The 26016-nt window shown below is 71.3% G+C and carries 22 protein-coding genes; 13 read left to right on the top strand and 9 right to left on the bottom strand.

What is annotated here, in order from left to right:
• Positions 1–73: 73 nt before the first annotated feature.
• Entirely contained in the window at positions 74–1051 is a 978-nt protein-coding gene (locus tag ACFU7D_RS04035; protein ID WP_378863646.1) for a TAXI family TRAP transporter solute-binding subunit, read from the top strand.
• Here the strand turns inward: ACFU7D_RS04035 and ACFU7D_RS04040 are convergent.
• Complete coding sequence (locus tag ACFU7D_RS04040) at positions 990–2402, bottom strand: ATP-binding protein (protein WP_378863649.1); 1413 nt, start codon at positions 2400–2402, stop codon at positions 990–992. The two genes, ACFU7D_RS04035 and ACFU7D_RS04040, sit on opposite strands and share 62 nt — an antisense overlap.
• Before the next feature lie 9 nt (positions 2403–2411).
• The gene (locus ACFU7D_RS04045; protein ID WP_378728362.1) at positions 2412–3065 is read right to left on the bottom strand and encodes a response regulator transcription factor; all 654 of its coding nucleotides are present in this window, start codon (positions 3063–3065) and stop codon (positions 2412–2414) included.
• A gap of 116 nt (positions 3066–3181) precedes the next feature.
• Between ACFU7D_RS04045 and ACFU7D_RS04050 the strand changes: the two genes are divergently transcribed.
• The 7 genes from ACFU7D_RS04050 to ACFU7D_RS04080 all read left to right on the top strand — a co-directional run bounded on the left by ACFU7D_RS04050 (position 3182) and on the right by ACFU7D_RS04080 (position 11675).
• On the top strand, positions 3182–5323 hold the full coding sequence (locus tag ACFU7D_RS04050) for a TRAP transporter permease (RefSeq protein ID WP_378863652.1): 2142 nt from the start codon (positions 3182–3184) through the stop codon (positions 5321–5323).
• A 26-nt stretch (positions 5324–5349) separates the two neighbouring features.
• Positions 5350–6339 carry a TAXI family TRAP transporter solute-binding subunit gene (locus ACFU7D_RS04055; protein WP_378863655.1) on the top strand — a complete coding sequence of 330 codons (990 nt, stop codon included), beginning with the start codon at positions 5350–5352 and terminating at the stop codon, positions 6337–6339.
• Positions 6340–6444: 105 nt separating this feature from the next.
• Entirely contained in the window at positions 6445–7623 is a 1179-nt protein-coding gene (locus ACFU7D_RS04060; protein ID WP_378863658.1) for an acyl-CoA dehydrogenase family protein, read from the top strand.
• Positions 7620–8744: a CaiB/BaiF CoA transferase family protein gene (locus tag ACFU7D_RS04065; protein ID WP_378863661.1), complete on the top strand. Its 1125-nt coding sequence runs from the start codon at positions 7620–7622 to the stop codon at positions 8742–8744. The genes ACFU7D_RS04060 and ACFU7D_RS04065 overlap by 4 nt, the downstream gene beginning before the upstream one ends.
• On the top strand, positions 8741–9955 hold the full coding sequence (gene lhgO / locus ACFU7D_RS04070; RefSeq protein ID WP_378863664.1) for an L-2-hydroxyglutarate oxidase: 1215 nt from the start codon (positions 8741–8743) through the stop codon (positions 9953–9955). Before ACFU7D_RS04065 ends, lhgO begins: the two co-directional genes overlap by 4 nt.
• Positions 9952–10887, top strand: a complete 936-nt coding sequence (locus tag ACFU7D_RS04075) for a dihydrodipicolinate synthase family protein (protein ID WP_378863667.1) — start codon at positions 9952–9954, stop codon at positions 10885–10887. Before lhgO ends, ACFU7D_RS04075 begins: the two co-directional genes overlap by 4 nt.
• Before the next feature lie 2 nt (positions 10888–10889).
• A complete protein-coding gene (locus ACFU7D_RS04080) occupies positions 10890–11675 on the top strand; it encodes an SDR family oxidoreductase (RefSeq protein WP_378863670.1) in 786 nt (261 codons plus the stop codon).
• Here ACFU7D_RS04080 and ACFU7D_RS04085 read toward each other — a convergent pair.
• Positions 11626–12858 (bottom strand): class I SAM-dependent RNA methyltransferase, encoded by a 1233-nt coding sequence (locus ACFU7D_RS04085; RefSeq protein ID WP_378863673.1) that lies wholly within the window; start codon positions 12856–12858, stop codon positions 11626–11628. The two genes, ACFU7D_RS04080 and ACFU7D_RS04085, sit on opposite strands and share 50 nt — an antisense overlap.
• Positions 12855–14870 carry an APC family permease gene (locus ACFU7D_RS04090; protein WP_378863676.1) on the bottom strand — a complete coding sequence of 672 codons (2016 nt, stop codon included), beginning with the start codon at positions 14868–14870 and terminating at the stop codon, positions 12855–12857. Before ACFU7D_RS04090 ends, ACFU7D_RS04085 begins: the two co-directional genes overlap by 4 nt.
• Positions 14871–14991: 121 nt before the next feature.
• On the opposite strand from ACFU7D_RS04090, the gene ACFU7D_RS04095 reads away from it, so the two are divergent.
• The 4 genes from ACFU7D_RS04095 to ACFU7D_RS04110 are packed head-to-tail and all read left to right on the top strand — an operon-like array spanning position 14992 to position 19863.
• Positions 14992–15654 (top strand): potassium channel family protein, encoded by a 663-nt coding sequence (locus ACFU7D_RS04095; protein ID WP_378728373.1) that lies wholly within the window; start codon positions 14992–14994, stop codon positions 15652–15654.
• A 2-nt stretch (positions 15655–15656) separates the two neighbouring features.
• Positions 15657–16328: a TrkA family potassium uptake protein gene (locus ACFU7D_RS04100; protein ID WP_091041412.1), complete on the top strand. Its 672-nt coding sequence runs from the start codon at positions 15657–15659 to the stop codon at positions 16326–16328.
• 41 nt (positions 16329–16369) lie between these two features.
• Entirely contained in the window at positions 16370–18124 is a 1755-nt protein-coding gene (locus ACFU7D_RS04105) for an ABC transporter ATP-binding protein (protein WP_378863679.1), read from the top strand.
• Positions 18121–19863, top strand: coding sequence for an ABC transporter ATP-binding protein (locus ACFU7D_RS04110; RefSeq protein WP_378863682.1), 1743 nt, complete (start codon positions 18121–18123; stop codon positions 19861–19863). Before ACFU7D_RS04105 ends, ACFU7D_RS04110 begins: the two co-directional genes overlap by 4 nt.
• Positions 19864–19922: 59 nt before the next feature.
• Here the strand turns inward: ACFU7D_RS04110 and ACFU7D_RS04115 are convergent, their stop codons facing one another.
• Genes ACFU7D_RS04115 through ACFU7D_RS04135 form a run of 5 tightly spaced genes read right to left on the bottom strand, consistent with a single transcriptional unit; the run spans position 19923 to position 25732 of the window.
• Positions 19923–20936 carry an ABC transporter substrate-binding protein gene (locus ACFU7D_RS04115; protein ID WP_378863685.1) on the bottom strand — a complete coding sequence of 338 codons (1014 nt, stop codon included), beginning with the start codon at positions 20934–20936 and terminating at the stop codon, positions 19923–19925.
• Positions 20933–21724: an ABC transporter ATP-binding protein gene (locus ACFU7D_RS04120; protein ID WP_378863688.1), complete on the bottom strand. Its 792-nt coding sequence runs from the start codon at positions 21722–21724 to the stop codon at positions 20933–20935. Before ACFU7D_RS04120 ends, ACFU7D_RS04115 begins: the two co-directional genes overlap by 4 nt.
• Positions 21721–22854, bottom strand: coding sequence for a FecCD family ABC transporter permease (locus ACFU7D_RS04125; protein ID WP_378863691.1), 1134 nt, complete (start codon positions 22852–22854; stop codon positions 21721–21723). The genes ACFU7D_RS04120 and ACFU7D_RS04125 overlap by 4 nt, the downstream gene beginning before the upstream one ends.
• A complete protein-coding gene (locus tag ACFU7D_RS04130) occupies positions 22854–24533 on the bottom strand; it encodes a prolyl oligopeptidase family serine peptidase (protein WP_378863694.1) in 1680 nt (559 codons plus the stop codon). The genes ACFU7D_RS04125 and ACFU7D_RS04130 overlap by 1 nt, the downstream gene beginning before the upstream one ends.
• Entirely contained in the window at positions 24530–25732 is a 1203-nt protein-coding gene (locus tag ACFU7D_RS04135; RefSeq protein WP_378863697.1) for a hypothetical protein, read from the bottom strand. Before ACFU7D_RS04135 ends, ACFU7D_RS04130 begins: the two co-directional genes overlap by 4 nt.
• Positions 25733–25843: 111 nt before the next feature.
• On the opposite strand from ACFU7D_RS04135, the gene amiA reads away from it, so the two are divergent.
• Positions 25844–25942 (top strand): streptamidine family RiPP, encoded by a 99-nt coding sequence (amiA, locus tag ACFU7D_RS04140; RefSeq protein ID WP_241248494.1) that lies wholly within the window; start codon positions 25844–25846, stop codon positions 25940–25942.
• Positions 25943–26016 lie beyond the last annotated feature (74 nt).

Raw genomic sequence — 26016 nt, forward strand, 5'->3', positions numbered from 1 at the left:
CGCGCAACCGATATCGGACGAGCTGGATCGCTTCGCGTGCGCCGGTGAAGGCTCGATGTGAAATGCTGATGGCGTGATCCGCACGACATTCACCTCGCGCCGGGCGTTGCTCGCGGGGGCGGTGGGTGGTCCGCTCGTCATGGCGCTCGGCGGCTGTGTCGGGCAGTCCTGGGACAAGCTGACGGGGACGAGTCTCTCGATCGCCACCGGCAACCGAGGAGGTGTCTTCGACCGTTACGGCAACGCGCTGGCCGCCGTCCTGGAGGAGCGCCTCGACGGCGTCACCGTCACCGCTCACAACACCAACGCCTCGCTGATCAACCTGCGCGAGGTGGCCCAGGGCACGAGCGACATCGGCTTCGCGCTCGGTGACGCGGCCGCGGACGCGATCCGGGGCACCGGACCGTTCGCCGATCCGGTCGACCTGGTCGCCTTGACCCGGACCTACGACAGCTTCGTGCACCTCGTGGTGACGGCCGACTCGCCGGTGCAGGAGGTGGCCCATCTCCGCGGTCGTCGCGTCGGCCTCGGCAGCCGGGGGTCGGGGACGAGGCTGGTTGCCGGGCGCATCCTCACCGCTGCCGGTATCGCGTCGGACGAGGTCACCGGCACCGACGACAGTCTGGAGCAGTCGGCCGACGGACTCCGTCGCGGGCGACTGGACGCCTTCTTCTTCGTGAGCGGCATCCCCAACACCGCCGTGACCAAGCTCTCCGAGAGCGTGCCCATCCGCCTGGTCGACCTGGGGACGTTGCTCCCCGAGCTGACGGAGGCGTACGGACCCGAATACACCCTGGGCCCGGTGCCGACCTCGAGCTACGGCCTGCCCCGTGCGGTCGACGCCGTGAGTGTGAAGAACTACCTCGTGGTCCACCCCGATCTCGACGAGGACCTCGCCTATGCGGTGACGCGCGTGATGTTCGAGGCGCAGGACCGGGTCGACCGGATCTCGCCTCAGGTGCGGCAACCCAACCTCGGAGCCGCGATCTTCACCTCACCCCTGCCCCTTCATCCGGGGGCGGAGCGATATTACCGAGAGCGTCGCCAGTAGCGGCGGGTAGCGCCACCGCCACCTCGAGGCCACCGTCGCTCGGCGTCGAGACGACCATCGACCCACCCAGGTCGTCGACGCGGGCCCGCACGATCGCCAGGCCGAGACCGGTGCCGGGTACGTTCTGGTGCTGTCTGCCCCGGAAGAATCGCGCACCGACCTTGGCGACGTCGTCGGGATGGAGTCCCTGACCGTGGTCCCGGACCCGCACCTCGATCCTTTCTGCCGGGACGTCACCACCGGCCACCGTGACCTCGACCGGCGAGTCCGGGGCGAACTTGGCGGCGTTGTCCAGGAGCGAGTCCAGGACGACCTCGACGACGTCCGGCGAGCTCATCGCGAGGGCCCTGTCGGGTAGATCGACACGGAGGCTGGTGAAGACGGGTTCCCACATCGCACACCGCTCGCGCACGATCTCAGCCACATCGACCTCCACCGGCGCGACCCGATGCGCGCCGATCTGGCTCAGCCTCAGCAGCGACTCGACGATGCTGCTGAGCCGGTCCGTCTCCTCCAGGACGGGTTCGACCGCAGCGACCGGTGACCCCGTCGCGGCCAGGTTCTCGACGCGCAGCCGTAACGCGGTGAGCGGGTTGCCGAGCTGGTGGGCCGCGTCGGCGACCAGCTCGCGCTGCTGGCGCTGGGACATCTCGACGTTGTCGACCATCGCGTTGAAGGATCGGGCGAGATGGCGCAGCTCGGGCGGTCCCAGCTCGTGGGCGCGGGAGGACAGGTCTCCGTCGGCGAGGTCCTTCGCCGCATGCTCGAGGTCGTCCACCGGCCGGAGGATCCAGCCCACGAACGGCACCACGGCACCGAAGACCATCAGCAGCACGACCACGAGTCCAGCCGCCACCAGCCAGGCGAGCCCGCTCGCGACGCTGCTCTTGACGGCGCTCGTCGGAGCGACGACCACGACCGCTCCGAGCACCTGGGCATCCCTGCCGACCGGCGACCCGATCACGACGTCGTCGCCGCTCCAGGGCCAGACCGTGGCGGGTGGTTGTGAGCCGGCACCCGAGAGCGCACGGTCGATGGTCTCCTGCACCTCGGGATCGTCCCCAGCCGTCTCCTCACCCGCTTGCGCGACGACCTGACGGTCCGCGTCGGTGACCAGCACCGACCCGCCGTAGACGTCCACGTAGCGCTCGAGGTCGACGCTCAGCTCCTCGGCGAGTCCTGACTCGAGGGCATCCTCCGCCACGACCGCGAACCGGGTGACGTCGCCGAGCCGACTCACGAACATGGCCTGCGTGCGGTCGGAGGCGTACGTCGCGATCAGCGGCACCATGAGCGCGAGGAGCAACAACCCGATCAGAGACAGGGACACGAGGAGCAGTCGGCGGCGCACGTGTCACTCCTACGTGGTGACTCGGTAGCCCACGCCACGGACCGTTGCCACCAACCCCGGCCGACCGAGCTTGGAGCGCAGCGCCGACACGTGGACGTCGAGCGTTCGCGAGGCACCGACCCAGGCTGTCTCCCAGATCCCCTCCATCAGGGTCTCCCGGGTGACGGTGTCTCCGGCGGCCTGCACGAGCATGGAGAGCAGGTCGAACTCCTTGCGGGTCAGGGCGACCTCCTCCCCCGCCACCGTCACCCGGCGCGACCCGTGGTCGAGATGCACGTCACCGACGTGCTCGACCAGCTCGGTCGACCGCTGCCCCACGCGTCGCATGACCGCATCGATCCGGGCGAGGAGCTCGGCGAGCCGGTAGGGCTTGGTGACGTAGTCGTCCACGCCCGAGCGCAGAGCGGAGACCACGGTGAGCTCGTCCCTTCGTGCCGTCACCGCGATGATCGGCACGTCGACCCGGGTCCGGAGCTGGCGGCACAGGGCCAGCCCGTCCTGGTCGGGCAGCCCCATGTCGAGCAGGATCAGATCCACTCCCCCGAGGAGCTGCAGGGCCTCGGCTGCGGTGCCGGCCCGGCGTACGTGGAGGTGGATGCGTTGCAGGGCAGGCATCAGCGCCGCTACGACGCGGTCGTCGTCCTCGACGAGCAGGACTCGCATCTCACCTCGCTTGCCCGACGCACGCGCCAGGGGCTCGATCGGCCAACGTTAGAACTCTGTAAAGTCTCGCGGCCGAACCGGCAGGTGTGACGCACGACACTTCTAGGTTACGCAGCATGCCAGCCCCCACCCCCACCCCCCAACCGGGCTCCCAGGTCGACGTCGACAGCCTCGTCGCGGACTACGACGAGGAGAAGCCGTCCCGGAACCTGTCGCCGCGCCTGGAGCTCGTCGTCGGGCTGTGGTGCTTCCTGGTCTCCCTGTTCGTGCTCCGTCAGGTCTTCGACCCGCTCGATCTGGGCAGCCAGTACTACCTGATCCTCTTCCTCGGCATGACGCTGCCCCTGGTCTTTCTGACCTACCGGATGCGGGGGCGTCGCGATCCGGCGAAGACCCATGCCGACAACCCCGGTGTCATCGACTGGCTGCTCGCCGCCACGGCCGTGATCGTGGGCCTCTACCCGGTGCTTCCGTTCCCGCTGACGGACGTCGGCCTCGGCGGGTTCGGCGAGTTCCTCGACCGTCAGGGCTCGCTGCTCCCGCTCGACGTGGCTGCCGGGACCGTGTTGCTGCTGCTGGTGCTCGAGGCCACCCGTCGGACGACGGGGCTGGTTCTGCCGGCCGTCTGCGCCGTCTTCTTCGCCTACGCCTACTTCGGCGGCTACCTGCCCATCGGCTGGAGCATCAGCCACATCGGGCTCGACCTCGATCAGATCATCAATGCGCTCTACAACGAGGCTTCGGGCTTCTTCGGCGTACCCCTCGACGTCGCGGCGACCTACATCGTGCTGTTCACGATCTACGGTGCGGTGCTCGACCGCATGGGAGCCGGCCGCTTCTTCGTGGAGTTCAGCTTCTCCCTGTTCCGCAGGTCCGGGTCGGCCCCTGGCCGCACCGTGGCCACGTCCGGGTTCCTGCTCGGCACCGTCTCCGGTTCGGGAACGGCGACCGCGGTCACCCTCGGCTCGTTCGCCTGGCCGATCCTCAACCGGGCCGGCTACCCGAAGGAGGCAGCCGGAGGCATGCTGGCCGCATCCGGCATCGGCGCCATCCTGTCGCCGCCGACCATGGGAGCGGCGGCGTTCATCATCGCCGAGTATCTCGGGGTCTCCTACGTATCCGTACTGGTCTGGGCGATCGTTCCGACCCTCCTCTACTACCTCGGCATCTTCTTGGCCGTCGAGATCGATGCCCGCCGGTTCGGGGCGCATCGCGTCGACCTCGCCATCGGGAACGCGCTGCAGCTGCTGGCCCGCTCCGGATACCACTTCATCAGCCTCGGCGTGATCGTGTTCTTCCTCGCCATCGACATCCCGCCGTTCCGCGCCGTCGTCTACGCCACCGGCGTCGCCGCGCTGTTCGGACTCCTCGAGGCGGTGCTGTCGCGTCGCCCGGTGGTCAGCGGCTTCGACGACCACGACGTCGAGCAGGAGCGGATGGAGCTCGGGGAGTCGCTCCGGGACTACGCCCGCCGCGTGTACGACGCGCTGAGCTCCGGCATCCGCTCGGCGTTGCCCGTCATCGCGGTCTGCGCCGCCGCGGGCGTCATCACATCGGTCATCGCCAAGACCGGCCTGGGCCAGGTCCTGTCCGCCGTCCTGGTCGACCTGGCCTCGCTGCTGTCCTTCAACGAGGCGTCTCTGCTGGTGCTCTCGGCGCTGTTCTCCGCGTTCGCGATCCTGCTGCTCGGCCTCGCGGTGCCCGTGACTGCGTCGTTCATCCTCAGCTGGGTCATCATCGGCCCGGCACTGATCTCGCTCGGCGTGGACGCCCCGCAGGTGGCGATGTTCATCTTCTACTACGCGGTCCTCTCGGAGGTGTCCCCGCCGACGGCGCTCGCCGCGGTGGCGTCGGCCGCCATCACCGGCGGCAAGGTCATCCCGACGATGATGCAGGCCTGCAAGTACACGCTTCCCGCCTTCCTGGCCCCGATCGCCTTCGTGGTCACCGACAACGGCGCGCATCTTCTCGCCCGCGGTGACTTCATCGACATCGTCTGGACCTTCCTGGTGGCCGGATGCGCGGTCGGCGCCCTCGCCATCTGCACGACCGGATGGATCCTCGGCCCGACCAACCTTCTCGAGCGCGCCCTGTGCCTGCCCGCCGCACTGCTGCTGCTCTACCTGGTCCCGACCTCCATCGCGCTGGGCTTCGCCCTGCTCGCCATCGCACTGGTGCTCCATCTCATACGTCGCAAGGCGACCGGCGCGACGGCCGGCGAGCAAGACCACACCAGCCCCGACCCGACGTACGCATGACCCCAACCCCCAAGAAAGGCACCACCATGAAGCGCATCACCCCGCTCGCCGGGATCGCGGTCGCCGCGGCCCTCGTACTGACCGCCTGCGGCGGCCAGCAGAGCCGGCAGGAGGCAGGCTCCGGAGCAGACGAGAGCAGCTGCGATGCCGGCACGGGCCGCATCTCGATCGCCACCGGAAACTCCACCGGCGTCTACTACGTGGTCGGCGGCGGCATGGCCCAGGTGATCAACGACGAGACGAAGCTGAAGGCCACCGCCGCGGAGACCGGTGCCTCGGTGCAGAACATCGAGCAGGTCGTCGCCGGCAACTACGACGTCGGCTTCTCGCTCGCGGACTCCGCCGCCGACGCGGTCAACGGCGAAGCCGACTTCGACAAGGCGCAAGACGTCTCGACCCTGGGCCGGATCTACTCCAACTACACCCACGTGGTCGTCCGCAAGGACGCCGACATCGACTCCGTCGAGGACTTCGCCGGCAAGGCGATCTCTACCGGGTCGCCCGAGTCGGGCACCGAGGTCATCGCCAACCGGCTGATCGAGTCCGCCGGCCTCGAGGTCTCCGACGTGAAGGCCCAGCGCCTGGACCTGACCAAGACCGTCGACGGCATGAAGGACGGCTCCATCGACGGGCTCGTGTGGTCCGGCGGCCTGCCCACCCCGGCGATCACCGACCTCTTCACCTCGATGGGCGACAAGGTCGAGTTCATCGACATCACCCCGCTGCTGCCGAAGATGCAGGAGGTCAACGAGGTCTACGAGGAGACGTCCATCCCGGGCGACACCTACGAGCTGGCCGAGGACATCCCGACCATCGTCGTGCCCAACGTGCTGGTCGTGAAGAACGACATGCCCGAGAACCTGGCCTGTGCCCTCACCACGCTGCTGGTGGAGCAGAAGGACAAGCTCGTCCAGGTCCACCCGGCCGCCAACGAGATCGACCCCGCCACCATGGCCGAGACCGGCCCGATCCCGCTCCACCCGGGTTCCGAGCGCGCGCTGGCGGACCTCGGCTGACCGCCCGCTGGGTGGGTCGGTACAGCCGCGCTGTGCCGACCCACCCTTCTCCCCGAGTCCACCGCACCGACACGAGACCAGCACCTTTCAAGGAGAGACCGCCCCGTGACCGCCCGCACCACACAGACCCCACTCCAGCTGTTCGACACCGACTCGCTGATCGGCGAGGAGGATCGAGCGATCCGCGACACGGTACGGCGATTCGTCGAGGACCGGATCAGGCCGGAGATCGCCGACTGGTACGAGTCGGGCTCGATCCCGGCCCGCGACCTGGCCAAGGAGCTCGGCGCGCTCGGCGTGCTCGGTATGCACCTGGACGGCTACGGCTGCGCGGGCACCAGCGCCACGGCGTACGGTCTGGCCTGCCTGGAGCTGGAGGCCGGCGACTCGGGGCTCCGCTCCCTCGTCAGCGTCCAGGGGTCGCTGGCGATGTTCGCGATCTGGAGGCACGGCAGCGACGAGCAGAAGCAGGAGTGGCTGCCCCGGATGGCCGCGGGCGCTGCCATCGGCTGCTTCGGTCTGACCGAGCCGGACTTCGGCTCCAACCCCGCCGGCATGCGGACACGCGCGGTCCGGGACGGGACGGACTGGCGGTTGACCGGCAACAAGATGTGGATCACCAACGGCTCGGTGGCCGAAGTGGCGGTGGTGTGGGCACAGACCGACGACGGGATCCGCGGGTTCGTCGTCCCCACCGGCACGCCGGGCTTCTCAGCGCCGGAGATCAAGAAGAAGATGTCGCTGCGCGCCTCGGTCACCTCCGAGCTCGTGCTCGACGACGTCCGGCTCCCCGCCGACGCGGCGCTGCCCGAGGTCACCGGCCTGTCGGGGCCCCTCTCGTGCCTCAACGAGGCCCGCTACGGGATCGTCTTCGGCGCGCTGGGCGCTGCCCGCGACAGCCTCGAGACGGCGATCGCATACTCGAAGGACCGCGACATCTTCGACAAGCCGCTGGCGGCCTACCAGCTGACCCAGGCGAAGCTCGCCGACATGTCTCTGGAGCTCGGCAAGGGCATGCTGCTCGCCCTGCACCTGGGCCGTCTCAAGGACGCCGGCTCGCTGCGGGCCGAGCAGATCTCGCTCGGCAAGCTCAACAACGTGCGCGAGGCGATCGCCATCGCCCGCGAGTGCCGGACCATTCTCGGCGCGGCCGGCATCACCCTCGAGCACCCCGTCCTGCGGCACGCCAACAACCTCGAGTCCGTGCTGACCTACGAGGGTACGAGCGAGGTCCACCAGCTCGTCATCGGTCGCGCCCTGACCGGAGAGGCGGCCTTCCGGTGACCCCAGGAGCACTCACCGGCGTACGCATCGCCGACTTCAGCCGGGTGCTGGCAGCTCCGTACGCCACGATGCTGCTGGCCGACCTGGGTGCCGAGGTGGTCAAGGTCGAGCGACCGGACGGCGGGGACGAGACCCGCTCGTGGGGACCGCCGTGGTCCGAGGACGGCGAGTCGACGTACTTCCTCTCGGTCAACCGCAACAAGGAGTCGCGTGCGATCGACCTGCGCTCCGCGGAGGGCCGACGTGAGGCCCATGACCTCGTCGCCGGGTGCGACGTCCTCGTCGAGAACTTCCGCGACGGCACGATGGAGCGACTCGGCCTGGGATACGCCGCCCTGTCCGCGGAGCACCCGGGGCTGGTCTACTGCTCGATCACCGGCTTCGGCTCGCGCGAAGGGGCCTCGCTCCCCGGCTACGACCTGGTGGCCCAGGCCGTCGGCGGGCTGATGTCGGTGACCGGTACGCCCGAGTCCGGGCCGGTCAAGGCCGGCGTCGCGCTGGTCGACGTGATCACCGGCCTGCACGCGACCGTCGGGATCCAGGCCGCCCTGCGCCACAAGGAGCGCACCGGGCAGGGACAGCGGGTCGAGGTCAACCTGCTCTCCTCGCTCCTCTCCGCGCTGTCGAACCAGGCATCCACCTACGTCACGACCGGCCAGGTGCCCCAGGCGCTCGGCAACGTACACCCCAGCATCGCGCCGTACGAGCTGCTCGCCACCGCGGACCGGCCGCTGGCCGTCGCTGCGGCGAACGACAAGCTCTTCGCCCTGTTCGCCAGAGGTCTGGGCCGGCCGGAGCTGGCCGAGGACCCACGCTTCGCCACGAACGCCGACCGGGTGGCCCACCGTGCCGTGCTGGTGGCCGAGCTCGAGGACGTCCTGCGGGAGCAGCCGGCCGACCACTGGTTCGCGGTGCTGTCGGAGCTGGGGGTCCCGTGCGGCCCGATCAACGACCTGGGCCAGGCCTTCGCCCTCGCCGAGCGGCTCGGCCTCGCACCGGTCGCCGACATCCCCGGCGACGGTCGGGACCCGGTCCCGACCGTGGCACACCCGATCACGCTGTCGGCCACCCCGGCGACGTACCGGAGCCCACCTCCGCGCCTCCCCGGTCGTGCGGTGTGACGGGCCTCCGGGTCGCCGTGGTCGGCGGCGGCATCATCGGCGCGGCCGTCGCCCGGCACTTGGCCCGCCGCCACGACGCCGCGGTCACCCTGCTCGAGAAGGAGACCCAGCTGGCCGCGCATCAGAGCGGCCACAACAGCGGCGTGGTCCACGCCGGCCTCTACTACGAACCGGGCAGCCTCAAGGCGAGGCTGTGCCGCCGAGGTGTCGATCTGCTGCAGGAGTTCGTCAGCGAGCACACGATCGCCTACGACGAGTGCGGCAAGGTCGTGGTGGCGCTCTCGGAGAACGAGGCCGGACGTCTCGACGCGCTGCACAAGCGCGCGGTCGCGAACGGCGTGCCGGGCGTCCGTGTCGTCGAGGCCGACGAGCTGCGAGCCATCGAGCCGCACGCCGCCGGGGTGCGAGCGATCCACTCGCCGCGGACCGCGATCGTCGACTTCCCTGCGGTGACCGAGGCACTCGCCGCCGAGCTCCTCGACGCCGGCGGCTCGGTGCTCCTCGGTCACGAGGTGACCGCCATGACGGAGCGCACCGACGGCGTACGCGTCGAGACGACGAGGGAGGACGGCGACTACGACCTGGTCGTCGTCTGCGGCGGGTTGCAGAGCGACCGGCTCGCCGCCCTGGTCGGCGAGCCCCGTGAGCCGCGGATCGTCCCGTTCTACGGCGACTACTTCGTCGCCGACGCCGGTCAGCGCTCGCTGGTGCGCGGGATGATCTACCCGGTGCCGGACCCGCGCTACCCGTTCCTCGGCGTCCACGTCACCCCGAAGACCGACGGCACCCTGACGCTCGGCCCCAACGCGTTCCTCTCGCTCGGCCGCGAGTCCTACGAGCGGGGCAAGGTCGTCCCGCGCGACGTACGCGATGCCGTCGGCTTCCCCGGCTTCTGGCGCTTCGCCTCCCGAAACGTCACCGCAGCGGTCCGGGAGTCCCGCACCGCGCTGAGCTCCCGCCGGTTCATCGAGGAGGCCCGCAGATACGTGCCCGACCTCGACCCCGCCGGGGTCCGGCGTGGCGGCCGTGGGGTCCGCGCCCAGGCGATGGACGACGCCGGCCACCTCGTCGACGACTTCGTGATCACCGGCACCGACCGGGTGGTGCTGGTCCGCAACGCACCGTCTCCCGGAGCAACCTCCGCCCTCGCCATCGCCGAGCACGTGGTCGACGAGGCGCTGCGGCGCCATCACGGAAGGACATCCAGATGACTCCCCCACCCCTCTCCCCCGGCCTCTGGGGCATCCTGGCCACGCCGTTCCACGGCGACCGGCTCGCGGTCGACCTCGCCTCGCTGCGCGCCGAGGTGGACCTCTACCTCCGCGTTCCTGCTGTGGGCCTGGTCGCTCTCGGCGTCTTCGGCGAAGGGAACGCCCTCGACTCGGCCGAGCAGGCCGCGGTCGTCTCCACGGTCGCCGAGCGAGCGCCCGGCCTCCCCCTGACGGTCGGACTGTCCGCGCGGACGACCGCCGTCGCGGTCGAGCAGGCGCGCACGGCCGCTGCAGCCGCCGGGCCTGCGCTGGCCGCGGTGATGGTGCAGGCGAACACACCCGACCCGATGATGCTGGTCCGCCACCTGAGGACGATCCACGACGAGGTCGGCGCCGGCATCGTCCTGCAGGACTACCCGGTGGCATCCGGGGTCCGGTTGACCGACGCCCAGGTGCTCGAGACCGTGAGGGCGTGCCCGTTCGTGGTGGCGGTGAAGTCCGAGGCACCGCCCACATCTCTCGCGATCGCGCGGCTGAGTGCGCACACCGACATCCCGGTCTTCGGCGGACTCGGCGGCGTGGGGCTGATCGACGAGCTCGCTGCCGGAGCCGCCGGCGTGATGACGGGGTTCTCCCATCCCGAGGGGTTGCGGGCAGCCCTCGACGCCTGGCACGAGGGAGGGTACGACGCCGCCCGGGCGGCCTTCGCGCCCTGGCTGCCGCTGGTCAACTACGAGGCACAGCCCGGCATCGGTCTCTCCTTGCGCAAGCAGATCCTGGCCAGGCGCGGCATCATCGCCGAGGGCGCGGTGCGGCCGCCGAGCCCAACCGCGCCCGAGGAGCTCCTACGCCTGGCGCCGGACCACCTGGCCGCGGCGCGAGAGCTGCTTGCCACGACAAGCACGACAAGCACGACACGAGAGCGGAGCTGACCATGGACACCGGACTCACCGGACGCACCGTGCTGGTGCCTGGATCCACCTCGGGTCTCGGGCTCGCCAGCGCCCGGGCCTTCGCGGCGGAGGGCGCCAACGTCGTCATCGCCGGGCGCCGGGCCGAGCTCGCGGCGGCCGAGGCCGAGGCGCTCGCCTCCTCACCCGGGGCGGCCGTCGGCATCGAGTGCGACCTCACCGTCACCGGTGCCGCGGAGCGGCTGGTCGAGCAGGCCACCGATGCCTTCGGCGCGGTCGAGGTGCTCGTCCTCAACAGCGGTGGCCCGCCGGCCGGCTCGGCGCTCGACGCCACTCCGGAGGCGGTGGAGGCGGCGATGTTGACGCTCGTCCAGCAGCAGGTCCGGCTCGTACGTGCCGTGCTGCCCGGCATGCGGCAGCGGGCCTGGGGCCGGATCGTGGCGATCGGGTCGAGCGGCATCCAGCAGCCCCTCGACAACCTGGCGCTGTCCAACACCGGTCGCGCCGCGCTGGCGGGTTACCTGAAGACGCTGGCCGGCGAGGTGGCGGGCAGCGGCGTCACGGTCAACATGGTCCTGCCCGGCCGCATCGACACGGACCGGGTCGCCACGCTCGATCAGGCTCGCGCCGACAAGACCGGAGCGAGCACGAGCGAGGTGCGGCGTACGGCCGAGGCCGGCATCCCGGTGGGCCGGTACGGCACCCCCGAGGAGTTCGCCGCCGCCGTCGTGTTCCTCGCGTCGACGGCCGCCTCCTACATCACCGGGGAGCAGCTTCGGGTCGACGGCGGCCTCGTGCGGTCGTACTGATGTCGGTCGTCGTGAGCAGCGCGACGGCCTCGACGTGGTGGGTCATCGGAAAGAGGTCGAAGGCGCGCAGCGTACGCAGCCGGTAGCCGTGCTCGGCGAAGATCGCGACGTCGCGGGCGAGCGCGGCGGGGTCGCAGGCGACATACGCGACCGCACGAGGTGACCGGGCGACGACGCTCTCCACGACCTTCCGGCGGGCGCCCTCTCGGGGCGGGTCGAGGACGACGAGGTCGAACGCGCCCTCCTCGAGGCGGCCCAGCACCGTCGCCACGTCACCGGCGGCGACCTCGGCGGAGGGGACGTTGCCCACCGAGAGCGCGGAGGCGGTCGGGTCGCCCTCGACCGCGACGACGCGCCCGGTCGGACCGACGCGATCGGCGAGAAAGGCGGAGAAGAGACCGACGCCGGCATAGAGATCCAGAACGGTGTCGCCCGGGGCCGGGGAGAGGGCGGAGAGCACCGCGGAGACCAGGGCCTCAGGCGCGCCGGGATGGACCTGCCAGAAGCCGTCCGCGGCGACCTCGAAGGAGTGCTCCGATCCCGCGACGGCGACCTGCTCCACGACCGTCCCGGCACCCGGCTCGCGGGCGTCGGTGGTGGCGATCAGGCAGTCTTCGACGGGGATGACGTCATGGGAGCGATACTTCCGCATGCCTCGGCCGCCACCGGGGGCGGTCGCGTAGCGCTGACGGGTCCGCCAGCGCAGCCCCTCCTCGTCGCCGGGTACGTCCTCCACGACCAGGTCCGCGACCAGCGGGTCATCGGCGGACAGGCCACCCAGGCGGACCAGCTGCTCGCGCAGCACCGCCGCCTTCAGCTCGCGCTGGCCGGACAAGGAGACGTGCTGGAAGTCGCAGCCGCCGCAGAGGCCCGGGCCGGCGTAGGGACACGGCGGAACGACCCGTTCCGGTGCGGCAGAGAGCACCGAGACCGCGTCCCCGCGCCAGAACCGGTCACCGGCAGTTCCCTCGGTGATCTCGACGACCACCTGCTCGCCGGGCAGCGCGTGGCGTACGAAGACGACGCGGGAGGCGTCTTCGAAAGGCACCCGCGCGACGAAGTGGCCGCCGTGCGCGACCGGGCCGACCTCGACCTCGAAGCGTCGCCCGACGTAGGACTCGCCCTTGGCCGCCTTCGGGCGCGGCCGCCGGCCGCGCGGGGCCGGACGACGGGGGCCGCTCATCGCCGGCCGCTTCCACGGCGCAGGCCGGGCGCGAGCCAGTAGTCCTCGCGCAGCTCCTCGGCGCGCTCCTTGCCGGAGGCGAGCTGGTAGGGCACCGAGATGACCATGACGCCCGGGGTGAACAACAGCCGGCCCTTGAGCCGCAGCGCGGTCTGGTTGTGGAGCAGCTGCTCCCACCAGCGGCCGACGACGTACTCGGGGATGTAGACGGCCACGACGCCACGTGGGTTGGCGTCACGGATCGCCGAGGCGTACTCGACGACCGGGCGGATCAGCTCGCGGTAGGGCGAGTGGAGCACCTTCAGCGGCATCGGCAGGTTGCGCTCGTCCCACTGCTTGAGCAGCTCGGCGGTGTCGGAGTCGGTGGTCGAGACCGTGACGGCCTCGAGGGCGTTGGGTCGGGTCGCCTGGGCGAAGGCCAGCGCCCGCAGAGTCGGCTTGTGGAGCTTGGAGACCAGCACGATGGCGTGGACCCGGGTCGGCATGACCTTGTCCTGCTCGTCGGCGGCCAACTCGCGGGCGACGTTGTCGTAGTGGCGCCTGATCCCCAGCATGACCAGGTAGAAGAAGGCCATCGCCAAGATGGTGATCCAGGCGCCGGCGAGGAACTTGGTGATCAGCACGATCACCAGCACGACCGAGGTCATCCCGAGACCGAAGGTGTTGATCGCTCGCGAACGCTGCATCCGGCGCCGCTCGCTCGGGTCCCGCTCGGTGGCCAGGTGACGGGTCCAGTGGCGGATCATGCCCAGCTGGCTGAGGTTGAAGGAGACGAAGACGCCGACGATGTAGAGCTGGATCAGCTTGGTGGTCTGCGCCTCGAAGATGATGATCAGAGCGATCGCCAGCACGGCCAGGAAGACGATGCCGTTGCTGTAGGCGAGCCGGTCGCCACGCGCCCCCAGGGACCGGGGTGCGTAGCCGTCCTTCGCCAGGATCGAACCGAGGACCGGGAAGCCGTTGAACGCGGTGTTGGCGGCGAGAACCAGGATGATCCCGGTGACGGTGATGACGAAGTAGAAGCCCGCCGGGAAGTCGTTGAAGACCCCGGCCGCGATCTGGGAGATCACCGGGTGCTGCTCGTAGCCGGCCGGCACGGCGTCGCCGGCGGCGGTGCGGAGGTTCTCGAGAGCGTGCGGGTCGACGTAGCGGATGCTCATCTGGTTGGCCAGCACGATGATGCTCATCATCATCGTGATCGCGATCAGGCCGAGCAGCAGCAGCGTGGTGGCGGCGTTCTTGCTCTTCGGCCGCTGGAAGGCGGGTACGCCGTTGGAGATCGCCTCCACACCCGTCAGCGCCGCACATCCGGACGAGAACGCACGGGCGAGCAGGAAGATCATTGCCACCTGGTTGAGCGTGCCCTCCCAACCCTCCTCGGGCCGGATGTCCAGGGCAGCGCTCTCGGCCAGCGGCAGGTTGCCGCTCGCCAGCAGCACCAGCCCGTAGACACCCATGCCGAGGATGGCGAACATGAACAGGTAGGTCGGGACCGCGAAGAACGTCCCGGACTCGCGTACGCCGCGCAGGTTCATCGCGGTGAGCAGCACGATCGCGATCGACGCGACCAGGACCTCGTGGCCGATCAGGCCGGGGATCGCGCTGGCGGCGTACTGAGCGGCGTTGGAGATCGAGACCGCCACCGTCAGCACGTAGTCGACCAGCAGGGCGCTGGCCACGGTCACGCCCGCCTTACGCCCCAGGTTGACCGTCGCGACCTCGTAGTCGCCACCGCCGCTCGGATAGGCGTGCACCGTCTGCCGGTAGGAGGTGACCACGGTCAGCATCACCAGAGCGACGACCAGGCCGATCTTCCAGGACCAGGCATAGGCGGAGGCTCCCGCCACCGCCAGCATGATGAAGATCTCGTCGGGCGCGTAGGCCACCGAGGAGAGCGCGTCGCTGGCGAAAACCGGTAGCGCGATGCGCTTCGGCAGCAGCGTCTCGCCCAGCTGAGAGCTTCGAAGCTTGCGACCGATCAGGATCCGCTTGGAGACATCACCGACACCCACAACCGCAGACGCTACGGCACATCGCCGCTACCGCGCGCTTCCGGATCGCCACACGCACCCGAACACGCCAACTTCGAGGGCGTAGGCGACGCGCGGCCCCGGCGAGTGCAATCATGACACGGTGCACGTAGTGATCATGGGCTGTGGCCGCGTCGGCTCGACCCTGGCCAGGAGCCTCGAGGACCGCAACCACACGGTCTCGGTCATCGACCAGAACTCCGAGGCGTTCCGGCGGCTCGGGCCAGGGTTCAACGGTGACAAGGTCGCCGGGATGGGATTCGACCGCGAGGTCCTGCTCAAGGCCGGCATCAAGCGGGCCGAGGCGTTCGCGGCGGTCTCCAGCGGTGACAACTCCAACATCATCTCCGCCCGGGTGGCGCGCGAGGAGTTCGGCATCCAGCAGGTGGTCGCCCGCATCTACGACCCCGGCCGCGCGGAGGTCTACCAGCGTCTCGGGATCAGCACCGTGGCGACCGTGAAGTGGACCGCCGACCAGGTGCTCCGCCGGCTCCTTCCGGCCGGCGCCGAGCCCGACTTCCGCGACATGTCGGGCAACATCCGCATCGACCAAGTGATCATGCCCGAGTCCTGGGTCGGCCAGCGGACCATCAAGTTCCAGCGCCAGTCCAACAGCCGCATCGCCTGGATCGACCGGCTCGGTGAGGGCGTCCTCCCGGTCCTCGAGAGCGTGATCCAGGAGGGCGACGTGCTCCACATCGTCATGCGCGAGGAGAACACCGCGCAGGCGTACAAGACGATCAAGAACGGCCCCGAGGAAGACTGACGATGAGAGTTGCTATCGCCGGGGCCGGGGCCGTCGGCCGGTCCATCGCCCGTGAGCTGATCACCAACGGCCACGAGGTGCTCCTCATCGACAAGAACCCGGGCTCGATCAAGCCCGAGCGGGTCGCGGACGCGGAGTGGCTCCTCGCCGACGCCTGCGAGCTCTCCTCGCTCGAGGAGGCCAGGCTCGACAACTGTGACGTGGTGATCGCCGCGACCGGTGACGACAAGGCCAACCTGGTCTGCTCGCTGCTGGCCAAGACCGAGTTCGGCGTGCCCCGCACCGTGGGCCGGGTCAACCACCCCAACAACGAGTGGCTCTTCACCGAGGCCTGGGGCGTCGACGTCAACGTCTCCACCCCGCGGATCATGTCCGCGCTGGTCGAGGAGGCCGTCACCGTCGGCGACCTGGTGCGCCTGTTCACCTTCCGGCAGGGCCAGGCCAACCTGGTCGAGATCACCCTGCCCGCCGACTCGCCCTACGTCGGCAAGCCCACCGGCCTGGTGCCGTTCCCGGAGAACTGCGCGCTGGTCACGCTGCTGCGGGACGGCCAGGTCTACGTACCCACTCCCGAGCAGCCTCTCGAGCAGGGCGACGAGCTCCTCTTCGTCGTGCCCACCGAGAAGGAGGACGAGCTCGAGCGTCTCCTGGCCCCCACGGGCCACGGCGGCTAGGGCTCGTACGCAGCAACCCCTCGATCTCGGCAGGACAACAGTTGGCTCGCTCTCCCCTCCTCCAGACGCTTCGTCCTGTCCGGGGAAGGCTGGTCGCCAGCCTGCTGCTGATGGTCGTCTCGACCGTCGCCGGCCTGGTGCCGCTGGTCGGGATCGTCGAGCTCGCCCGGATCCTGCTGCCCGCGGCCGACGGCTCACCTGTCGACGCCGACCTGGCCTGGGTCGTGGTCTGGGTGAGCGTGGCCGCGCTGCTGGTACGCCTCGCGACGGTGCTCGGCTCGTCGTGGCTCTCCCACGTCGCCGACCTCGACCTCTCCATCCACCTGCGTCGGCTGATGGTCGCCCGGCTCGGCCGGGTGCCGCTGGCGTGGTTCACCGAACGCAACTCCGGCACCGTCAAGAAGGCCGTGCAGGACGACGTCGCCGCGCTGCACCATCTCGTCGCCCACTCGGTCATGGAGCTCACCGCCGCGATCACGCTGCCCTCGGTCGTCGCCGTGTACCTCTTCGTCGTCTCCCCGCCGCTCGCTCTGGTCACCCTGGTCCCGCTCGCGCTCGGGCTGGTCGGGTTCCGGATCTCGATGCGGGGCGCCGCGGCTCTCTACCGGGACTACGACGCCGGGCTGGCCGAGCTCGCGGCGGCCACGGTCGAGAACACCGGCGGGATCGCGGAGATCAAGACGTTCGGCGCGACCGGCCGGGCCCACCAGCGGCTGGCCGAGGTCGCTACCCGGTTCGGCGGATTCAATCGGTCGTGGATGCGGCACTCCGCCCTGGGGATGCTGCTCATGGAGCTCGCGCTGACGCCGGCACTGACCCTGGTGCTCGTCCTCGGTGCCGGAGTCTGGATGCTGCGGACCGAGTGGATCACGGGTCCTGACCTGGTCCCGTTCCTGGTCCTCGGACTGGCCATGACCGCACCTGTCACCGTCGCCGGCTACGCCGCCCGCGAGCTGCGCGAGGCGACCGAGGCGGCCCGGCGCATCCAGCGGCTGCTGGCCGAGCCCGAGCTGCCCGAGCCGGCCGTCGCCGCGGCCGCTCCCGCCACCTCCCGTGTCGAGATCCACGACGTCTCCTTCGCCTACTCGCCCGGCGCGCCGCCGGTGCTCCACGACATCGGCCTGGTCCTCGAGCCGGGCACCGTGACCGCGCTCGTGGGCCACTCCGGCTCGGGCAAGTCGACGCTGGCCAAGCTGCTGCCCCGCTTCGCCGACCCGACCGCCGGCCGGATCACGATCGCCGGGGTGGACCTTCGGGAGATGACCAGCGCCCAGCTCTACGAGCAGGTCTCCTTCGTCTTCCAGGACACCGGGCTGCTGCGTACCTCGATCCGGGACAACATCCGGCTCGCCCACCCACAGGCACCCGAGGAGGACGTACGCCGCGCGGCCGAGGCCGCGCAGATCGCCGACCGCATCGAGGAGCTCCCGCGCGGCTACGACTCCGTGGTCGGTAAGGACGGCCAGCTCTCCGGTGGTGAGCGGCAGCGGGTCGCGATCGCCCGAGCGCTGCTGTCCGACACCCCGATCCTGGTACTCGACGAGGCCACCGCGGCAGCCGATCCCGAGTCGGAGGCGCTCGTCCAGCGCGCCCTGTCCCGCCTCGTCGCCGGACGTACGCTGCTGGTGATCGCGCACCGGCTCTCCACGGTCACCGCGGCCGACCAGATCGTGGTCCTCGACGCGGGCCGGGTCGCCGAGCTCGGCACCCACGAGGAGCTCCTCGCCCGGGGCGGGCGCTACGCCCGGCTGTGGGCCGCCGACCAGCGCGCCCACCCGGTCGGCGGCCACGCATGATCGCCATCGTCCGCCTGCTCGCGGCTCTCGTGGATCTCCCCCATCGGCGCCAGCTCGCCCGTGTCGTCGCGATGTTCGTCACCACCGGCGTACTCCAGGGTCTGGCCTTCGCCTGTGTCGTGCCGGTCCTAGACGCCGCGCTGCGCCAGGACTGGGACGCCGCGACCACCTGGCTGGGTGTGCTCGCCGGACTCTTCGTGGCCCATCACGTGGCCCTGACCGTGGGCAACCTGGACGGCTACGACCTGGCCTGCGACCTGCTCGACATCACCCTTGCCCGGCTTGGTGACCACACCGTGCGGCTGCCGCTGGGCTGGTACGACCGGGACCGCACCGGGCAGCTCTCCCGGATGGCCTCCAAGGGCGCGACCGACATCGCCTCGGTGCCGGGACATCTGCTGCGGCCGCTGATCGCCGCCGTTGTCAGCCCGATCACCGTGGTCGTCGCGATGGCGTTCCTGGAGTGGCGCCTGGCGCTCGCGCTCCTCGTCGGCGTCGTCGCGGTGCTGGCCACCACCCGCCTCCTGGCGACGATCGTCGGCCGTGGCGAGGGCGCCTACGACGCCGCGATGGCGGAGGGATCCGCGCGCGTGGTCGAGTTCGCGCTCAACCAGCCTGCGCTGCGGGTGTTCGGACGCACCGTCCACGGCAACGAGCTCGTCGAGACCGCGCTGACGGAGCAGAAGCGGGCCTCACGACGGCTGCTGGTGACCGGGTTCGGCGGCCTGGGGATCCAGCTGCTCTCCATCCAGGCGCTGCTCACCGTGGTGATCGCGCTGACCGTCCACCTCAGTCTCGGCGGCACCCTCGCCCCGGCGACGGCGATCGGACTCCTCGTCCTCACGGTGCGGTTCGTGGAGTCGCTCATCGACTACGGCGAGCTCTCCAGCGCGCTGCGCATCGCCGAGGGCTCGTTGCGACGTGTCCTCGACGTGCTCGCGCTCTCGCCGCTTCCCGAGCCGGCCACGCCCGGCGAGCCCGCCGACAGCGGCATCGAGCTGCGCGGCGTGGGCTTCGGCTACGACGGCTCCACCCGGGTCCTCGACGACGTCTCCCTCACCGCTCCCCCGCGCTCGCTGACCGCCGTGGTGGGGCCCTCGGGGTCCGGGAAGAGCACCTTGCTGCGCCTGGTGGCCAGGTTCCACGACGTCACGGACGGCTCGGTGATGCTCGGTGGCGTCGACGTACGCGATCTCGGCACCGAGGCCCTGATGCGGCGCGTCTCGATCGTCTTCCAGGACGTCTACCTCTTCGAGGGCACCCTGCGCGAGAACGTGATGATGTCGCGCCCCGACGCCACCGACGACGAGCTGCGGGAAGCCGCTCGGCTGGCCCGCGTCGACGACATCGTCTCGCGGCTACCGCATGGCTGGGAGACCCGGATCGGCGAGGCCGGCTCCACGCTCTCCGGCGGCGAGAAGCAGCGGGTCTCGATCGCGCGGGCGCTGCTCAAGGACGCGCCCGTCGTCCTCCTCGACGAGGCCACCGCCGCCCTCGACGCCGAGAACGAGGCCGCGGTCCAGGAGGCGCTCACCGCGCTCTCCGCCGACCGGACCGTCATCGTGATCGCCCACCGGCTCCAGACCGTCGTCGCCGCCGACCAGATCGTCGTCCTCGACGGCGGCCGGATCGTCGAGCGGGGCTCCCACTCCGAGCTCCTGGCTCACGGTGGGCGCTACCTCGACTTCTGGCGCGAGCGTACGCAGGCCGAGGGCTGGCGGCTTCTTGCCGAGGAGTAGACGGAGAGCCGGCCGCCGGGCCGCCCCGAGAGCGACCCGGCGGCCAGCACACGCCCGACTCAGAAGGCGTCGGGGTGCAGGCCCTCCGCGATCGTCCGCACCGCGGTGACGTTGCCGAGCGTGCCCGGGAACGTGTCCGGGGTGCGTAGCGCGACGAAGCGGTCCTCCTTGACTGCGGTGACGTCGGGGAAGGTCTGGCGCAGGTACGTCTCGACCCGCTCGGCCTCGGCCTGTTCGCGGACGGCGAAGACGATGACGTCCGGGTTGCGCGCCGCGATCTCCTCCGGTGAGACGACCGCGGAGAAGAACTGCTCGAAGAGCTTCTCCTCAGGGCTGAACACGTTCTCGCCGCCCGCGCGCTCGATCATGTCGTACTCAACCCCGGCCCCGATCGCGGAAAGCGTCTTGCCCTCGATGTAGAGCTGCGCGACGGTCGGCCGCGGCCGGTCCGCCACCGCCTTCTCGACCGCCTCGAGGTCACTGCGGGTCTCGGCGACCAGCTCGTCGGCGGCGGCCGAGACCCCGAGGATGCTCCCGAGCGCCTCCAGGTCGGTGAACAGGTCAGTGACCTCGCCCGTGGCGCGGCGCTCGGGGCAGCCGCCCGCGGCAACGTACGTCGTCACGCCGGCGTCGGTGAGCTGGTCGATGGTGGCGAAGCCCTGCTCGGCGGTGAACTCGTACTCGGTCGGGGCGACGACGGCGTCGGGCTGCACGTCGAGCAGTTGCTCGCGCGCCGGCGGCGCGTCCGTGCTCAGCTCCGGCACGTCACTCGCCTTCGCGGCGACGTCCTCGGGGAGCTCGTGCATGGCGGTCTGCGCCTGGCCGACGAGCCGGTCGGCCACCCCGAGACGGACGAGCAGCTCGGTCTGGGCCGGGCTGAGCCCGACGATCCGCTCGGGCGCGGACTCGACCGTGACCTGGCGCCCGCAGTTCTCCACGGTCACCGGGTAGCCCTCGGCGGCCTCACCGGCAGCCGCCGCGTCGTCGGTGACACCGGTGCCGCCGCATCCGGTCGCGGCCAGGAGCATGAGCGCCGCGACCGGGACGGCGCGCAGCAGTGGGGTGGTGTTCATGTGTTCCTCTCTCGGGCCCGCGCGGACGTCCCGCGCAGGAGCAGGTGGGGGGTGCCGGCCTCCGGATCGGTGATCCGGCTGGCCTCGACACCGAAGACCTCACGCACCAGGTCCGGCGTGAGGATGTCGGCGGGCTCACCGAGCGCGACGACGCGTCCGCGGTCGAGCACGGCGACGCGGTCGCAGTAGGCCAGCGCGAGGTCGAGCTCGTGCAGGGCGACCACGGTGGTGATCCCGAGCTCCGCGACGGTGTGCATCAGCTCGAACCGGTAGGAGACATCGAGATGGTTGGTGGGCTCGTCGAGCAGCAGGAGCTCGGCCTCCTGCGCGATCGCCCGGGCGAGCAACGTACGCTGCCGCTCCCCGCCTGAGAGCCGGTGCACCGGCCGGTCGACGAGCGCGGAGACGCCCGCCATCGTCATCGCCCGGTCCACGACCAGCCAGTCCGCGGCACTGTCGCGGCCGAGCACGCCGCGGTGCGGGGTACGTCCCAGCAGCACGCTCTCGGCGACGGTGAGCCCGAACTCGTCCGGCGGCTCCTGGGCCATCACCGCGACCCGGCGTGCGATCTCGCGACGGCCCATCGTGGCGACGTCGATGCCGTCGAGGTGGACCCGGCCCGAGGCCGGCCGCAGGGCACCGAAGCAGGCCCGCAGGAGCGTCGACTTGCCGCTGCCGTTCGCGCCCAGCAGGCCGAGCACCTCGCCCGGCTCGACCATGACCGACGCCGCGGTGACGACCTCGCGGCTGCCCCGGTTCAGGGTGAGGTCAAGCGTCTCGAGCCTCATCGCGCCAACCCCTGCTCGTCGGCGGCCCGGCCGCGCATCAGCCACAGGAAGAACGGCACCCCGATCAGCGCGGTGATGATGCCCAGCGGCACCTCGGCGGGCGCCGAGACCGTCCGGGCGATCAGGTCCGCGCCGCACAGGAACAGGGCGCCGCCGAGCACCGCCACCGGGACGATCCGTCGGTGGTCGGACCCGACCAGCACCCGGGCGATGTGCGGGACCACCAGGCCGACGAAGCCGATCCCGCCCGCGACCGAGACCACGGTGCCGGTGAGCAGCGCGGCGCAGAGCAGCAGTACCGACCGCAGTCGGTTGACCCGCACGCCCAGCGCGGTGGCCGTCTCGTCGCCGACCTGCAGGGCGTTGACGGCGCGTCCGGTGGTGATCGAGACCACGAGCGCGACCGCGAGGGCGACCAGCGGCCCGACCAGGTCGGTCATCGTGGCGGCGGAGACGGAGCCCAGCAGGAAGAACATCACGCTGAACACGTTCTGCGCCTCGGTCGTGAGCGTGAGATAGCTCGTGATCGCGCTGAAGAAGGTGCCCAGCGCCACCCCGGTCAGCACCAGCCGCTGCGGGGCGATACTGCCGTTCTTGTACGCCACCGCGAACACCGCCGCGGTCGCGACCGCGGCGCCCAGGAACGCGGCGGTCCCGATCCAGGCGCCGACCGCCGTTGCGCCCAGGACCACGACGGAGACGGCGCCCACGCCCGCGCCCGAGGAGACGCCGATGATCGCCGGCTCCGCCAGCGGGTTGCGTACGACTGCCTGGATGAAGACCCCGGCCAGGCTCAGCGCCGCCCCGGCCAGCGCAGCCAGCAGGGCGCGGGGCAGCCGGAACTGCCACACCACCTGATCCTGGAGCGCCGTGTAGGTGCCGTCGCTCATCCACGGCATCCCGGGCAGCAGGTGCCCGGTGACCAGCCGGGCGGCATCGAGGGCGGTCAGGTCCACGGTGCCCGACGACGCGGACAGCGCGACGACCACGACCAGCGCGGCAGCGAGGCCGACGGTCAGCAGTCGGGCGCGCCATCGTCGCCGGGCGATGACGGCGGGGACCTGGCCGGAGGCTCGCGGTTTCGCTGCCGGTGCCTGGTCCGTGGTCACGGCGATGTCGGTGGGGGTCATCACGCTCCTGTGGGTTGGTGAGCTGAGTCGAGGGCGAAGTCGAGGACGGCGGCGGCGAAGTCGTGCACGGAGTCGAGGTGGTTGCCGCCATGGCCCATCCGCGGGCGGTGGCTGCGTACGACGTCGGCGCCGCGCGCCGTCAACAGCTCGGCGAGGCGGTCGGTGGGTGCGGCGCCGACGCGGGAGTCCTCCGCGAACGTGGTCAGCAGGAAGCGCGGCCAGCGGCGGCCCGGATACCGGTCCGCACGGGCGAACGGCGAGTAGTCGTCCATCGCGGCCCGCACCGCGGCGTCGCCCGGGTCGCCGAACTCCTCGGTCCAGTGCCGCGCGCCGGGGTGCTCGGCGAAGCGGTGCGGGTCGAGCGGTGCGGCCGTGCAGGCGACCCCTGCGACGAGGCCCGGTTCGGCGAGCGCTGCGGAGACGGCGACCAGTCCGCCCAGCGAGGCCCCGGCGAGCACCAGCCGCTCCGGGCGGGTCAGGCCGAGGCGTACCAGCTCGCGGGCGACGGTGACGGCGTCGGCGACCGTACGTGCCTTGCCCGTGCCCTGCCCGGCGCTGTGCCACGGTGTGCCGGCCCCGCCCCCACCACGCAACCGGGCGGACACGTGCAGACCACCGAGCTCGCACCAGGCGGCGACCGAGGGCTCGAACCGAGGCAGGTCGACGACTCCGAAGCCTCCGTAGACCTCGAGCAGGGTCGCGCTGCCCGGCTCTCCGGTCAGGACGAGCTCGATCTCGGCGCCGTCGTCCGCGGTCACGGTGATCAACCGCGACCGTCGGCCGTTGCTCGTCGAGTGCGCTGCCTCCTCGGCCGGCATCACCCGCGGTGCCCCGGCCGGCGACTCGATCCGCACCCAGGCGCGGTCCTGCGCCCAGGACAGGCCCGAGACGGTACGCACCTCCTCCTGCTCCGAGATCGCGACGGTCTCCGCCGACGCGAGGAGCTCGCCATCGACGGCGAGGCGGATCAGCACCGAGTGGCCGTCCCGGACCAGGTGGACCAGGCCGCCGCCGGGAAGGGCCTGGGCGTGCACGGGCACCCCTGGCAGGGTCTCCAGCCGGCATCGTGCCGGTGCCGGTCCGGGCACCCGGAAGCTCACCAGCTCCTCGCCGGTCACCGCCAGCAGCGTGTCGCCGGCGGCGGTGATGCTGCGGGCCCGGGGAAGGTCGAGGACCTCCGCGCCGTCGGTGCCGACCAAACGGGTCCGCTCCCCGCCGGTCCGGACGACGAGCACGCCGTCACCGACGCCGATCGGTGTCGCGCGCTCGCCGGCGGCGGTGTCGAACAGCGTCCGGGCCGGCTTCCCGGGCCGGACCCGCAGGCAGCGACCGGCGGCGTCGACGAGGACCAGACCCTCGTCGGCCCAGGCCATCCGCGCGTGCCTGACGGCTACCCCGTCGACCTCGGTCGCCTCGTCGGACGTCGTGTCCACGATGACGAGGCGACCGTTCTCGGAGCCGTCGTCGCTGATCTCGACGGCTACCAGGCGCCCGTCCGGCGACGGCGCAGCGCCCTGGATCCGAGCATCCGGGTCGAAGGCGAGCCCGCCTTCCTCGTCCACCAGGACCGGCAGCAGGTCACCAGGGCGCCGTGAGAGTCGGAAAGGGCCCGCCGGCAGCCCTGGACGTCCCACCCGCTCGGCACGGCGCAGCGCGTCGTGCACTCTCGCGCGCGTCATCGGCCGACCCCGTCGACCTGTGACTCGGGCGCTCTGATGACGCCCAGGTGGCCTCCCTCGTCGAAGGGCGATCCCAGATCCAGGGTCGACTCGATGCCGGAGCCACGGACGAGATGGAGCTGGCCGTCGCCCCCGCGAGTGACCGCGGCGAGGTCGGCCGAGACCAGCGCGAGGGCGCGCCGCTGCGCCGACCGGTCGCCCACCGGGTCCCAGGGCGCGGCCCCAGGCTGCGGTGCGGCGCTCATCGACGGCAGCTCGACCTCGCTGAGCCGGCCGTCGGCGAGCATCGCCAGCCGGTCGCCGTCGGGGTGCACGATCGTCCAGGCGACCGTGCCCTCGAGCGCGTCCGGCCGGAACACCAGGCCGTCACCGGTCCGGGTCACCTCGGCGGAACCGTCCAGGCTCCAGCGCACCAGGTGGTTGGTCCAGGTGTGCCACTGCGCCACGTCCGCGTCGGCCCCACGGACGGCGGCGACGATCCCCGCGGCCGGGTCGAGACGGAGGAAGTAGGCCCGTCCCGCCACCGGCCACGGCCAGGTCTCGAGGCGCTCGGGCCGTCCCCCGGTGACCCGCATGCGCTCGATGCCCGCCTCGGTGGACAGGTGGACCACGCCGGACCGGTGGTCGACGACATCGCCGTGGCCGAGGTCTCCGGCGAGCTTCAGGCGTTCGCCGCGTACGACCGGGCAGTGCGGGCCGGCCCGGAGCAGGTCGCGCAGAGCGATGACCTCCGCCTCGCCCGGCTCGCGGTGCCGAAGCACGACCATGGGCTCGCCTGTTCCGGCATCCGGAACGACGACGACGCCGGGCTCGCCGGTGCGGACCCGCGCCCGCACGGCGGTGGCGCCGCTGGTGTCGGCGAGGTCCACGACCGTGACCAGGTCGCTCCACGGCTTCCATGAGGCGCCCAGACCGGTCGTGACCACGACGTAGCGTCCGGTCGGGTCGCAGGCGACGTGCTCGGCGGGGATCGCGATCGGCACTCTGCGGGCCTGACCTGCGCCGTCGAGCACCACCAGCGTGCCGAGGGCGTCGTCGGCGAACACCGCCCGCGCACCCCCCGGGGCGCCCGCCGGGAGGGTCAGGACACCCGCGTGCTCGGCCAGCGCGGCGCTCGACCAGGGGCCGGGCAACGCACCGGGATCGAAGCTCCGCCAGCGGCCGGCGCGGTGGTCTGCGAGGACCAGTGTGGGGGTCATGGTCGGACACACTACTGGTATTGGGAATGATTCTCATATACGTTTTGCCGCTGTCCGCACCAGCGGGCCCCGGCGACGCCGGGTCGAAACGATCCGACAGAGGAGATTCCGATGAACAACGACATCGTGAGCGAGATCGAGGACACCGAGCAGCTGGCGCACCTTTCCGCCACGCACTCCAACGCGCTGGTCGAGAACCCCTTCGACTGATCGCTGACGGGTGAGCACTGAGTGCCGTTCGGGCGAGCTGGCCACCGCCTGATCGCGGGGGCGCCGGGCTGACG

This window comes from Nocardioides sp. NPDC057577 (genome assembly GCF_042801335.1).
Taxonomy (GTDB): domain Bacteria; phylum Actinomycetota; class Actinomycetes; order Propionibacteriales; family Nocardioidaceae; genus Nocardioides.

Coding starts and splice junctions, on each gene's coding strand:
- ACFU7D_RS04045 (WP_378728362.1), bottom strand. CDS start 3,065: ATGCGAGTCCTGCTCGTCGAGGACGACGACCGCGTCGTAGCGGCGCTG.
- ACFU7D_RS04050 (WP_378863652.1), top strand. CDS start 3,182: ATGCCAGCCCCCACCCCCACCCCCCAACCGGGCTCCCAGGTCGACGTC.
- ACFU7D_RS04055 (WP_378863655.1), top strand. CDS start 5,350: ATGAAGCGCATCACCCCGCTCGCCGGGATCGCGGTCGCCGCGGCCCTC.
- ACFU7D_RS04075 (WP_378863667.1), top strand. CDS start 9,952: ATGACTCCCCCACCCCTCTCCCCCGGCCTCTGGGGCATCCTGGCCACG.
- ACFU7D_RS04080 (WP_378863670.1), top strand. CDS start 10,890: ATGGACACCGGACTCACCGGACGCACCGTGCTGGTGCCTGGATCCACC.
- ACFU7D_RS04085 (WP_378863673.1), bottom strand. CDS start 12,858: ATGAGCGGCCCCCGTCGTCCGGCCCCGCGCGGCCGGCGGCCGCGCCCG.
- ACFU7D_RS04100 (WP_091041412.1), top strand. CDS start 15,657: ATGAGAGTTGCTATCGCCGGGGCCGGGGCCGTCGGCCGGTCCATCGCC.
- ACFU7D_RS04110 (WP_378863682.1), top strand. CDS start 18,121: ATGATCGCCATCGTCCGCCTGCTCGCGGCTCTCGTGGATCTCCCCCAT.
- ACFU7D_RS04115 (WP_378863685.1), bottom strand. CDS start 20,936: ATGAACACCACCCCACTGCTGCGCGCCGTCCCGGTCGCGGCGCTCATG.
- ACFU7D_RS04120 (WP_378863688.1), bottom strand. CDS start 21,724: ATGAGGCTCGAGACGCTTGACCTCACCCTGAACCGGGGCAGCCGCGAG.
- ACFU7D_RS04125 (WP_378863691.1), bottom strand. CDS start 22,854: ATGACCCCCACCGACATCGCCGTGACCACGGACCAGGCACCGGCAGCG.
- ACFU7D_RS04130 (WP_378863694.1), bottom strand. CDS start 24,533: ATGACGCGCGCGAGAGTGCACGACGCGCTGCGCCGTGCCGAGCGGGTG.
- ACFU7D_RS04135 (WP_378863697.1), bottom strand. CDS start 25,732: ATGACCCCCACACTGGTCCTCGCAGACCACCGCGCCGGCCGCTGGCGG.
- amiA (WP_241248494.1), top strand. CDS start 25,844: ATGAACAACGACATCGTGAGCGAGATCGAGGACACCGAGCAGCTGGCG.